Origin of the sequence: Okeania sp. SIO2F5 (assembly GCF_010692685.1) — a bacterium.
GTDB lineage: Bacteria > Cyanobacteriota > Cyanobacteriia > Cyanobacteriales > Microcoleaceae > Okeania > Okeania hirsuta.
Genome location: NZ_JAAHGU010000181.1, coordinates 1 through 12608 on the forward strand (window position 1 = coordinate 1; position 12608 = coordinate 12608).

Below are 12608 nucleotides of genomic sequence, written 5' to 3' on the forward strand. Positions count from 1 at the left end.
TGAGAAGGGTGGGGATCATTAATACACCGAACCAACCGATGTATAAACGATTGTCTGTGCTGGTGATCCAGCTACAGAACTTTTCCCATACGTTGGCGTTTTCACGCTGTTGTAAGGTAGTTGTCATGCGTTTATAATTGCTATGTATTTTTCAAGGTTCTCGAAAGCGTTTTTGCTTTCTTGTTTACTATATTAATCATCTAATTTAGTTTTGTAAAGGGTTTTAAGAAAAGTCTTTTTGAATTTTATTATAAGTTAGACTTATGCTTTCTCCTTGAGACTCCTAGAGATGGGGAGATGAGGAGATAAAGACACCTAGAAACAAAAAAAAATCTATTGCACACAGAACTTACGCAAATTGACTGTTAAACCACCATCTGTATGTAGGGGCGAATGGTATTCGCCCTAGCCATAAGTAGAGTCTCTGCGTAAGTCCTGATTATATTGTAGTTAATCAGTGCAGCTTGATATTAGGCATTGCTGAGGGGCGGGATGAATATAAGTGGGGTGGGTATCCTGCCTGCCCAAAAATATCAGGAACGGGCAAGATGCCTATTCCACTTCCACAAAACTATTAAAATCATCCCGCATTTATGCAACGCCTGATATTAGACGTGCCACTCCACTACATTATTTATAGCATCACGCAAATAGGGCGCAGGCATTCCTCTATTCCCTACTCCCTACTCCCTTTTCACTCAAATTTATTGTCAAATGCCAAAGAACGTACTGCTATATCTTGAATTAACCTGGAGGCCACTGCATTTGACGACCTCCAAGAATATGAAGATGTAAATGAAAAACAGTTTGACCAGCTTCAGCTCCATTATTAATCACTACACGATAGCCATTTTCAAGTCCTGCTTGTTCAGCAACCCGCTTGGCCGTCAGCAATAAATGTCCCATCAAACTATGGTCTTCCGGTGAAGCATCAGCTAACTTGGGAATAGGCTTTTTCGGAATCACGAGGATATGAACGGGAGCTTGAGGATTAATATCTTTGAAGGCCAGGGCCATGTCATCCTCATAAACAATGTCCGCCGGAATCTCGCGCCGGATAATTTTACTGAAAAGAGTGTCTTGCTGGGTCATTTATCTATATTCAAACAACTTACTATATAAATTAAAGAATAAAGGAATATGTTAGCTAGAGTCTGGAGTGCATCAATAATTGGCATTGAGGCCGTCAAAGTGGGTGTGGAAGTCGATGTATCGGGGGGACTGCCAAAAATTGTCGTTGTGGGGTTGCCAGATGCAGCAGTTCAAGAATCAAAGGAAAGAGTCAAAGCTACTCTCAAAAATTGCGGTTATGCCTTCCCTATGCGGAAAATTCTGGTTAATCTCACCCCCGGAGATTTACGCAAGGAAGGCCCCAGTTTTGACTTACCTATTAGTATCGGAATTTTGGCTGCCTCGGAACAAGTGAATGCAGACTTACTCGGAGACCATCTATTTTTGGGAGAAGTTTCCCTTGATGGTACATTACGACCAGTAGCTGGAATTTTACCCATTGCTGCAGCAGCAGAAAAAATGGGAATTAGCGGGTTAGTTGTGCCTGCTGCTAATGCAAAGGAGGCGGCGGTAGTTAAGGGGTTATCGGTTTATGGATTTGACAATATATTTGATGTCACTGATTTTTTGAATAATCCCACTAACTTTTCTCCTGTAGAAGTAGATATTGCTGAGATTTTGGCAAAACAACAATTTTCTGGTTTAGATTTGAAAGAAGTTAAAGGACAAAATCATGCCCGTCGTGCTTTGGAAATAGCTGCTGCTGGGGGGCATAATTTGATTTTTGTCGGTCCTCCTGGCAGTGGGAAAACTATGTTGGCGCGACGTTTACCGGGAATTTTGCCTCCGTTGAATTTTGAGGAGGCGTTGGAAGTGACTCAAATTTATTCTGTGGCGGGGTTGTTGAAAGATAAGGGGAGTTTGGTGAGCGATCGCCCGTTTCGCAGTCCCCACCATTCTGCTTCTGGACCGTCTTTGGTGGGTGGAGGGAGTTTTCCACGACCGGGGGAAATTTCTTTATCTCACCGAGGGGTATTATTTTTGGATGAGTTAACGGAGTTTAACCGCAATGTTTTGGAATATTTGCGTCAACCGTTGGAAGATGGGGTGGTGACAATATCGCGCACCCGAATGTCGGTGGAATTTCCGGCTCAGTTTACTTTGGTTGCTAGTACAAACCCTTGTCCGTGCGGTTATTATGGAGATCCTATTCAACAATGTACTTGTTCGCCACGGCAACGGGAGCAATATTGGGGAAAACTTTCGGGTCCGTTGATGGATAGGATAGATTTGCAGGTGATAGTTAGTCGGTTGAAACCGGAGGAAATTACAAGGCAGGACACTGGGGAAGGGTCGGTTGATGTGAGGGAGAGGGTAAAATTAGCACGCGATCACGCTCGGTATCGGTTTCAGGATGAGGTTGGTTTAAGTTGTAATGCTCAGATGCAGAGTCGTCATTTTCGCAAGTGGTGTAAGTTGGATGATAGCAGTCGGGGTTTATTGGAAGGAGCGATCAGGAAATTGGGGTTGTCAGCGAGGGCGAGCGATCGCATCTTGAAGGTAGCCAGGACTATTGCTGACTTAGCGGGGGATGAGGAGTTGAAACCTGCTTATGTAGCTGAGGCAATTCAGTATCGGACAATTGATAGAATGCAGTAGCTTTGTAGGTTAGCTTGAGGAACATTAGCGGAGCTTATCCGGAGGATAAACCCAACAGATTAGGTTTTTGGTTTTTGTTCCCAGTTAACCCAACCTGTATTATATTCTTTACCCCCTACCTTACCCTATTATTGACATCCTCCCGACGTTGCGCTAAGGCCACAACGAGGGACTCCTAACCATAACGCTCTTAGGGTTTTCTTTTTCCTCTTACCTCCTCCGGAGGAGCTGCGCTAACAGAGAAGTTGCGCTAACATAGCACTTGTCTCCGAGGTCGAGCCTCTTTTCGGTCTAAAGGCGCGCTCCACAGTACGTCGCCAATCCGACGTCTGCCCTAGAAACTGCTAGCCTAGCAGACTTAATTTAATTACAATAGCACACGCTTTGGAAAAACCGCAACATTGATTGGTTTTTCTATAGGACACTTCCACCCTCAGGTGAGCGCGGGTATTCAACCAACGTTGAGATCAAGCTCTTATCTAATCTAAATCCGGATTTAGTATTTAGAAGGATTTGTTATTTTGATAAAAAATCGCATACATATAATTATATTTTTTGTCAAAATAACCTAATCTAAGGGAATTTCTAGTTAAGCTCAAAACCTGATAATACCAAATCCGGGTATAAAAGGAGGCTTTTCCTATTCACAAATCCTATGTATAGCAAAGGCTACAGCTTTTTAAAGTACCCTCTTGCTAAGGCGGATTTAGTATAACATCAGCCATGGTCTACATTTAGATAGATTATACTCTATTCGTAAAAGTCAAAAATAACCATAGTTGCACTTTGGTGAAGAGTAGTTATAATACGAAAGAGATAAATATGTTTCAAAAGAATTATGGGCAAATATTTAAATTAGGAGATGTACAGAAAAATTAATTAGGGAATAAAAAAATTAGAAGTTCGGTAATTCAATTGTTTTATTCAGATAATTCCTAAAACTTAACCTAACTTGAAATAAATAATCAATCCTTCTGAATAATAATTTCATCGCTAAAATTAAGAATAAAATACAGAAAAACTAACCAGCAAAAAAAATTAGAACAGATAATTTCACAATCAAAATCTGAAACCTAAGAAAAAAAGCTGGTAAGCCAGGGAATTAAAGATAACACTTAACTTATGGAAATACCATTTGACATAACTCTGCTGATCATCCTGACTGTAATCAGTGGTATAGCAGCCCAAGTTCTGGCAGCCTACCTGAAAGTACCTGCGATAGTCTTTTTACTACTATTTGGTATTCTAGTAGGCAAAGATGTTTTGGGAGTGGTACATCCAAACCTACTGGGTAATGGTTTAGAAGTGGTAGTATCCTTATTTGTAGCCCTCATTCTCTTTGAGGGGGGCTTGAATTTGGAACTTAGAGAATTAGGAAAAGTTTCCGGTAGTATCCGCAACTTAGTAACCATAGGTACACTGGTAACCTTAATTGGTGGTGGCATGGCCGCTCACTGGTTAGGTGAGTTTCCCTGGCCGATCGCATTCCTTTATGCCTCGTTAGTAGTAGTTACAGGGCCAACTGTGGTAGGGCCATTGCTCAAACAGGTTTCAGTAGACCGACAAGTAGCTACCTTGTTGGAAGGAGAAGGAGTTCTCATCGATCCTGTAGGAGCAATTCTGGCCGTATTGGTATTGAACATAGTTTTAAATGAAGGCGCTGACCCTTTAGGATTATTTAGAGACCTAGTTGTGCGCTTAGGAATGGGGACTATCATTGGTGCAACAGGAGGCTGGATTTTAGGATTTACCCTCAAAAGAGCAAAGTTTCTGTCTGAAGAATTAGCAAATCTGGTAGTTTTGGCGGCTCTATGGGGAATGTTTGGTCTAGCAGAACAAGTCCGTAGTGAATCAGGATTGATGACCACAGTCGTAGCAGGAATTTTCGTTGGGGCAGCCGAAATACCAGAGTTACGATTATTAAGGCGGTTTAAAGGACAACTAACAATGTTGGCCGTTTCAGTGTTGTTTATTTTACTAGCAGCAGACCTATCCTTAGCAAGTATTGTTGCTCTAGGTTGGGGAAGTGTATTTACCGTTTTGAGTTTGATGTTCCTGGTTCGCCCTCTCAACGTCTTAATTTGTACTTGGAGTAGCAAGCTTAATTGGCGACAAAAGATGTTTGTCAGTTGGGTTGCTCCTAGAGGAATAGTTTCGGCTTCAGTTTCTTCTTTGTTTGCTATCTTGTTAACTCAGAAAGGTATTAATGGTGGTGACTCTATTAAGGCTTTGGTGTTTTTGACAATTATGATGACGGTATTTAGTCAAGGGTTGACGGCAAGATTCGTGGCTCAATTTTTGGGAATTACTTCTAGTGCTGCTACTGGTGCTGTTATTGTGGGTTCCAATCCTCTGTCCCGATTGATTGGACGTATATTTAAGGATAGGGGTGAATCAGTGGTACTCATAGATACGGATGAGGAAGCTTGTCAGCAGGCAGAGAAGGAAGGTTTGCAAGTATACAAAAGTAGTGCCTTTGATACTAATGTCCTAGAAGAGGCTGGTTTAGAATCAGTGGGAACTTTCTTAGCAATGACTAAGAATGAAGAAGTAAATTTAGTTTTGGCTCAAAGAGCAGCAGAAGAATTTAAGCCACCAAGAGTATTAGCTATTTATCCAAAAAGTCCCCAGCATAAAAGTCAAAATGGTAAAGAGAAGGTTCAACAACCATTTGCTTTAGAGTTAAATATCAAAAGTTGGAATAAATATCTTTCTGACAGAGAAGTGAAATTAGGGGAAACAGTCCTTAAGCAATTGGGATTTGAGTTCCAAAAGACTCACCTTAAGGCACTTATTGGAGCAAGGGAGTTAATGCCACTTTTGATTGAAAGGCAAGGAAGTCTTCAAGTATTATCTGCCACAGAAAATTGGCAACCAGGCGATCGGATTATTTATTTGCTACATGACCCTAAACCTAAGCTTCTCAAACGACTATCTGGAGCTCAGCAATCAAATTTAACTATAGAAAAATATCCAACTGTTGAAGAAGTACCTATCCCTTCTTCGGTTCTCGAATCTGAACTCTGATAGAACGGAGGAGTCAGGAGTCAGGAGTCAGGAGTCAGGAGTCAGGAGGAAAAAAAAAGGAAAAGGAAGAGGAGAAGATAGTTTTTGATCGCTAATTAAACGGACATGATCAGGACTTACGCAAATTCACCTTGAAAACGTCATATGTAGGGACGCCATTCGGAGCTTTGCGGAACGCAAATGGCATTCGCCCTCACTCAATTTAGTGTCCGTGCGTAAGTCCTGATGATATAAGAAGTTAGTAGCACCTTCTAAAAATCTAGACAATCCTAGACACGCTCTTCATCGGTGACTAAGAGCGATTTTCCGGCTCACCTGTCCATAAGTCTACTGGCAAAGAAGGTTAATGTTCCGCTCAAACACATTGAGTTTAGGATTCCCTCTGGGGTTTTCGTCCTTATGAAAAGTCGAGTGCAAAACACTCCATAATTGTTACTAAAATCCTCTGGTCTTAGCAGACATATGCAATAATAACACAGATTAATGGCGTAAAAACATAGACCTTTTGTATATATTCCTTTTGTATATATTTGTCTAAGATAGTCTATGTTTTTAAGCTTTAGCAAACAACAGTAGTGCCTAATATTAAGGTCAATTGAAGTGAGTTGATATAACTAAATTTTCAAGTTAAAAATCAGGATGAGCTACTGTCTTAACTCTGAATGCCGAAAGCCATATAATCCTTCCGGTCATCGATTTTGTCACAGCTGCGGAGCTAAGTTACTTTTGGGCGATCGCTACCGTACTATTAAGCCTATTGGTCAAGGTGGCTTTGGCAAAACATTCCTTGCTGTAGATGAGTATAAACCTTCCCGACCCCGTTGTGTGATTAAACAATTTTTTCCTCAAAATAGTGCTAATGCGGAAAAAGCTGCTGAGTTGTTTGGTCGGGAAGCTATCAGACTTGATGAGTTGGGTCAACATCCTCAAATCCCAGAATTAATGGCTCATTTTCAACAAGGTGAGCAACAATATCTCATCCAAGAATTTATTGATGGGCAAAATTTAGAGCAGGAGTTAGTTGTTAATGGGACTTTTACTGAAAATCAGATTCAGGAGTTACTTTGGGATTTGTTGCCTGTGTTGGAATTTGTCCACGAACGGCAGGTAATTCATCGCGATATTAAGCCAGAAAATATTATTCGGCGAAACTCAATTACGCTTCCTGATGGTAGAGGGGAAATTAAAGGCCAGTTGGTGTTGGTGGATTTTGGAGCTAGCAAGGTAATTACAGAATCTTCTCTTGGGCAAACTGGAACGATGATTGGTAGTGCGGGATATGTTGCTCCGGAACAGTTGGCGGGAAAGGCGGTTCCTGCTAGTGACCTTTATAATTTGGGGGTTACTTGTATATATTTGTTGACTCAAGTAGCGCCTTTTGAGTTGTTTGATGTTGTTGAGGGTAAGTGGGTTTGGCGACAATATTTACAGTCTAATATTAGTAAAGAATTGGGGATAATTATTGATAAGCTTTTGGCTCCAAACATTAATCAAAGGTATCAGTCTGTAGAAGATGTTTTAAAAGAATTAGAGTCGGTAAAATATCAGAAAAGTTTTGCCTCTTCAAAATCTCAAGCAGGAGGTAATAATCCTTCTTTGTTAACAAAAATTCTTGGGGGAATTCCACAAGTTATTAAAGGTCGAATTATGCAAAAATTTGGGAAAACTGAGGCAGCGATCGCTTCTTATGACCTTGCTATTTCTATTCGACCAAATAATTATGATGCTTGGTATAAGAAGGCTGAGGTTTGTCATCAGTTGAAACGTTATGAAGAGGCAATTTTTTGTTATCAAAAAACTGTTAAATTGCAGCCTAATCATTGGCAAGCATGGCGAAGTTTGGGGGTGTTATTTTATCAATTGCAAAGATATGAAAAGGCTATGGAAAGTTATTTTAAGTCTTTGGATATTGAGGGGAGTCAACCGATGGTTTGGTTATGGTTGAGTTTGGCTATTAAGAAGTCTGGAGATGAGCAAAAAGCACAGATGTGTTTGGAGAAGGCGAGGGAATGTTTGCCGAAGAGTCCGGTGGAAAGGGCAGATATTTTGTGGCAAGCTTGGGAGAAATTGATTCGGTAAAGATTTTTGATATGGATATACGGAGGATTAGACTGAAGTGAAAAGCAGGAGAAATGCACATATTTTCAAGAGTTTACTAAAAAATTGGGTCTAATATGGAAAAGCTAAATCATTGAGAAAGGACAAATTATGAATAACTTTAATTTTTCACCCAGAACTTTTCCTTTTAAATTTGCCCTGGTTCGCTATGAAAAGGCTGTGGAAGATTTAGAGTCTTTAAATCGTTCTCAAGCTCCTCTATCTCCCGAACGCGCTTTAGAAATTTTATTTACTAGAGATGCTCTTCAAAATGTATTGAAAACTCAGCAGCAAGTTCCTGTAAATATTCTTTTGCAAGTAATGCAGCTAGATTTACGCTTGAAACAACAAGCTTACAGGATAACTCGAGTCCTGGACTTGCCCAAATAAAGCTTTTTTTACTAATACTCAGAACAGAATAAATTTATATAGTATTTGGTAATTAATATTGAAAATTTCTGTCAATTTCCCAATATTTCATCAACAGTAAAAGTTATAGCAATGTGCGCTGGCATATTTACACATTATTTTTTGTAAACCTTTTCCAGGCTGTACTGTGAGCTGAACATTGTAAATACCTGAGCGCTCATTGCCATACATCAGGCAAAGCTTGAATTGTCACAGTTTCACCCCTTTGAAAAGTCTGCACAATCTCATAACCAACAGAATAATAGATTCTCCTGTTTCAAAATGAGTTGTTTGTCTATCCTCAGTTAATGCAACAATATCTAATTCTTGTAATTGAGTCATTAATCATATCTCACTTACTAACAGGATAACAATTTGTTAATCAGGGAAAGTCTTCTCCTGTACAAATTATCCAAGCAACTAAAATCAGAGATTCTCCTATATTCAGTCTTGAGAAAGAACTTCATATTTGAGAAAGAACTTCATATTATAGTGTGTACCATATTCATTGAGTTTACGAATAAAAACTGATTCATTGATAACAGCTCTTTTAATAGCACTTTTCAAAATTTCTACATTTCCTAAGGTTATTCCTAGCTTTTGTTGAAAAAAGGTAGCTTGATTTTTCCATTTTTGATGATGAAAATTAAGACAATAGCTTTCAATTTTATTATCTAATTCCGCTTTAATCCCATTGGGAAGTTTCATAATTAAAAACTCTTTAATTAGAGCAATTTATCCTGCCATATACTCTACCCAAAACTAAAGCAGCATTCTGACCCCCAAACCCAAAACTCAAACATAAAACATTTTTCACCTGAGACTGACGAGCATACCTAACCAAGTCTAAGTCAAATTCTGCCTCATTTAATCCTACACAGGGAGGTAAAATCTGATGTTCCATCGCTATCAAACAAAATGCAGCACCCAATGCTCCAGATGCTCCCAATGTATGACCCGTCGCTCCCTTTGTCGAACTAACTGCCACTCCCTGGGGAAAAATTTGCTGAATTAAATTAGCTTCGTGGCGATCATTTAACTGAGTTGCCGTTCCGTGAGCATGAACATAGTCAATATCTTCAGCAGACAAACCACTTCTTTCCAAACATTGAGCGATCGCTAACATTGCACTTTTTCCACTCAAATCTGGCGCATTACCATAAGTAGCATCATTTGTCAAACCAAAACCCCGAATTTCACCATAAATTTTAGCCGCTCTTTGCCGTGCAAATTCAGCCGACTCCAATACCAAAACAGCAGCTCCTTCCCCCAAAACTAACCCCTCCCGACTGCGGTCAAAAGGATAAGCACCTGTTTGAGCCAAAGCTCCCATTTTTCTAAATCCTGCTATACTCAGAGGTGTAATAGGAGATTCCACAGCACCCGCAATTACCTGTTGACATTGACCAGTTTCAATTAACTCTACGGCACGAGCGATCGCCCATATTCCCGTCGCACAAGCAGCCATTGGAGCAAGAACAGCGCCCTTTGTACCTATCTGACTCGCAGCAAAAATAGCAGGTTGATGGGGCAACAAATTAATAAATGAAGTGTCATCTTTTTCCAGATCGTTTTGCTGACCATCTCCAATAAGCTGCTTTTTTGCCAACTTTTCCAGCATTCCTTGATAGCCACGACTAGAACCGATGACTACACCACATTCATGTAGGGGCAGTGTTAAACCTGAAGATTTAACAGCAGTTTCTACGACTTCCTTAGTTAACTGAGTTAAATTAACAGGTTGAAAATTTATTAAACCCAAAGGTAGGGGAGGTAATTCTGCAAAAGGTTGATGTAACTTAATAGCAGACTTACCCTCCAAAAGTTTTTTCCAACTTTGATGGAGGTTCCCCAAAGCAGAAGTGAGACCGATACCCGTAACTACAACTTCCACAGTTAAGTTAAGATTCGTTGCTATTAGGTATGGTTAAATTTTCCAGACCTTCAACAACTTTCGCTGACTCAATGCGATCGCCAGCTTCAATATTATCGACAACTTCTTTCATCCCTTGTGTAACATAACCAAATACTGCATAGCTACCATTCAAAAATGGCAGGTCAGTTAAAGTAAAATAAAATTGGGATGAAGCAGAGTCAGGAAATTGAGAGCGAGCCATTGCTACAGCACCTCTTGTATGAGGCAAAACAGGTGACTCCGCAACACCAACTTCTTCTAAAGTGTTACTGTAAACTGGTTCTGAAGCATCTTGAGGTTTAATTTCCAGAGGAATGTAACGTTCGCTAGAGGTTGTGGGGTCTATAAAACCTCCTGTACCTAAATTATTTAAGGGGATATTGAAGTCTTTACTTTGAGGGTCGCCACCCTGAACCACAAAAGGTTGAGGTTTGCGCACTACTCGGTGAAATACTAACCCATCATAAACTCCTTTTTGAACTAAATCAATAAAGTTACCTGCTGTAATAGGTGCGTTAATGCCGTCTACTTCTATGGTAATAGGAGAGGAATTTACAGTCATTACTACTGTTGCTTTACCGTTTAGCTGAGGTAAACTGTTGTACTTAGCATCTAATGTTGTTTGACTTGATGGGGTCGAAACTTCTGTATTAGGAACAGAGGTGGCAGTACATCCTGTCACCAACAAAGTTACTACTATAATTAATGACAATAACCACTGGCTGATTTTTTTTTGCATTTTCACTCACAATTCAATGTTGATTTTTTGAGACTCTCATCGTTATAGCGCTGCGCGCAGGCAATAGGCAATAGGGGGAATAAATTGCCGATAATATAAGATTTTAGCTATTGGGCAATTCCTGCAATTTGTACATAAGCCAGCGCACATTGCTATAAATTAAAAACTATAATGGGAGATTCTTGTTTGACTGACGTAACGCTACGCATTTCATGTGGATATTTTTAAATGTTCAAACTTAGTCAGGGATTACTTCTAACTTCTAACTTCTGACTTCTGAACTTCTACTATCACCCCTCCAAGCAGACATTTTTAAATGTTCAAACTCAGTCAGGGATTACTTCTAATTTCTAACTTCTGACTTCTACTAAAGCCCTTCTAAAGGAACTTGAAGAAACTTAGCCAGTTGAGCCGCTTCATTTTCTAATTTTGACAAGGCCAATGGTTGACCGACACGGGTAAGAGGAATTTGCCTACTGTCTTTGAGACGAAGATATATAGCTCTACGGGGATTGAGACCTTCTTTAATATCTACCTTAATAGATTGCACATTTTCAGTAGGACAACTAAATTCTACTTTACGATTCTTACCAGGAAATCCCCAGCGAAAAATCATCACCTGGCCTTTTTCTTGGTTATACTCATTGTAGCCACCACCAATGTCCCAAATAATAGTTAACCACAAAAAAAGTCCATACAGTGTACCAAGCACACCATAAAATCCCATAGCTATTCCCTGGGGTAAAAAATTAAGTTGGCTAGGGTCGGCAACAAATAACAGATTAACTTTGAGATAACTAGATATCCCTGATAAGAGGAAACCAATACCTCCCATACTGACAATTACAGCCCAGAAGTAATTACTGAGACGACGAGACCCTATAATTTCCTTGCGCAGTAAGCGATCACCTATCAAAGTTTGAGTAGTCATAAACTTTCTATATTTACATACCATTCTCAATTTTAAAATTTTTTAGACCCAAAATAAATACAGAACCCTTATAGGACCTATTTAAAAATATAGGAGGAGTGTGGGGAGAGTCATTTGAGTTATCAGTTATCAGTACCTCTTGCAATAATGAGGCTTTACATCATCAGCTACGGTTTTTATACTACTTTTAATGTTACAATTTGACGTGCGGAATGTGGGTTTAATTGTGCAGATTTCCCTATCTCGCCATCTCCCCATCTCCCCATCATGTAGCGTTACTGCGTCAGTCCTGTTACATTTCCTCTAGATATTCACCCTTAGATTTACATATGAAAGATAAAGCGTGGATATGTGATGATAAAATAATTTTTACGTGGGCTAATATTCCACAAGGGTTCTATGCCATTTATTAAAATCTAAAGAAAATCTTAAATAAGTTTAAGGTATTGGGAAAGATAATTGCAAAATTTCTTAAATATATATATACTTATGTTAACTTGCTTAAGAAAGCAAACTTTTTAACAAAAACAGCGGGAAGTCCCGCGCTCTCCTGAAGGGGAACATAGAAAAAACAGGGGGAGGACATCACCTCTGTATAAATTGCAACTCCCCGTGCGGGTTGAAGAATTCCGTGTTGTCGCTCAAGGGCAACGTCGGGAGTATGTCAATAAAAGCAAGAGGATATAAAAGTAGTATGACTGTAGCAGTCGGACGCCCGCAGAGTCAAAGAGGACCATTTGATGTCCTGGATGACTGGCTGAAACGCGATCGCTTCGTATTTGTAGGCTGGTCTGGTATACTCTTGTTCCCATGTGCATTCC

Annotated in this window: 10 protein-coding genes and 2 pseudogenes; 5 read left to right on the forward strand and 7 right to left on the reverse strand. The window is 39.8% G+C overall.

Annotated features, from left to right (window positions below; all coding sequences use genetic code 11):
- Positions 1 to 127: pseudogene (locus tag F6K27_RS29960) on the reverse strand (photosystem II q(b) protein); the annotation flags it as partial.
- Between the two features lie 617 nt (positions 128 to 744).
- The gene (locus F6K27_RS29965) at positions 745 to 1092 is read right to left on the reverse strand and encodes a histidine triad nucleotide-binding protein (RefSeq protein WP_287279572.1); all 348 of its coding nucleotides are present in this window, start codon (positions 1090 to 1092) and stop codon (positions 745 to 747) included.
- Between the two features lie 48 nt (positions 1093 to 1140).
- Between F6K27_RS29965 and F6K27_RS29970 the strand changes: the two genes are divergently transcribed.
- The 4 genes from F6K27_RS29970 (at position 1141) to F6K27_RS29990 (ending at position 8184) form a co-directional block, all read left to right on the forward strand.
- A complete protein-coding gene (locus F6K27_RS29970; RefSeq protein WP_287279573.1) occupies positions 1141 to 2670 on the forward strand; it encodes a YifB family Mg chelatase-like AAA ATPase in 1530 nt (509 codons plus the stop codon).
- Between the two features lie 1122 nt (positions 2671 to 3792).
- The gene (locus tag F6K27_RS29975) at positions 3793 to 5697 is read left to right on the forward strand and encodes a sodium:proton antiporter (protein ID WP_287279574.1); all 1905 of its coding nucleotides are present in this window, start codon (positions 3793 to 3795) and stop codon (positions 5695 to 5697) included.
- Positions 5698 to 6336: 639 nt separating this feature from the next.
- The gene (locus F6K27_RS34170) at positions 6337 to 7776 is read left to right on the forward strand and encodes a serine/threonine-protein kinase (RefSeq protein WP_353736096.1); all 1440 of its coding nucleotides are present in this window, start codon (positions 6337 to 6339) and stop codon (positions 7774 to 7776) included.
- A gap of 129 nt (positions 7777 to 7905) precedes the next feature.
- Positions 7906 to 8184, forward strand: a complete 279-nt coding sequence (locus tag F6K27_RS29990; protein WP_287279575.1) for a hypothetical protein — start codon at positions 7906 to 7908, stop codon at positions 8182 to 8184.
- 228 nt (positions 8185 to 8412) lie between these two features.
- On the opposite strand, the gene F6K27_RS29995 is transcribed toward F6K27_RS29990, so the two are convergent.
- The 5 genes from F6K27_RS29995 to F6K27_RS30015 all read right to left on the reverse strand — a co-directional run bounded on the left by F6K27_RS29995 (position 8413) and on the right by F6K27_RS30015 (position 11787).
- A complete protein-coding gene (locus tag F6K27_RS29995) occupies positions 8413 to 8544 on the reverse strand; it encodes a hypothetical protein (RefSeq protein ID WP_287279576.1) in 132 nt (43 codons plus the stop codon).
- Between the two features lie 102 nt (positions 8545 to 8646).
- The gene (locus F6K27_RS30000) at positions 8647 to 8910 is read right to left on the reverse strand and encodes a DUF6883 domain-containing protein (RefSeq protein ID WP_287279577.1); all 264 of its coding nucleotides are present in this window, start codon (positions 8908 to 8910) and stop codon (positions 8647 to 8649) included.
- A gap of 13 nt (positions 8911 to 8923) precedes the next feature.
- Entirely contained in the window at positions 8924 to 10096 is a 1173-nt protein-coding gene (locus F6K27_RS30005) for a beta-ketoacyl-ACP synthase (RefSeq protein WP_287279578.1), read from the reverse strand.
- Between the two features lie 7 nt (positions 10097 to 10103).
- Complete coding sequence (locus F6K27_RS30010; protein WP_287279579.1) at positions 10104 to 10856, reverse strand: peptidylprolyl isomerase; 753 nt, start codon at positions 10854 to 10856, stop codon at positions 10104 to 10106.
- Positions 10857 to 11223: 367 nt separating this feature from the next.
- Complete coding sequence (locus tag F6K27_RS30015; protein WP_124147546.1) at positions 11224 to 11787, reverse strand: photosystem I assembly protein Ycf4; 564 nt, start codon at positions 11785 to 11787, stop codon at positions 11224 to 11226.
- A gap of 694 nt (positions 11788 to 12481) precedes the next feature.
- Between F6K27_RS30015 and F6K27_RS30020 the strand changes: the two are divergent.
- Positions 12482 to 12608 (forward strand): annotated as a pseudogene (locus F6K27_RS30020) (photosystem II D2 protein (photosystem q(a) protein)); the annotation flags it as partial.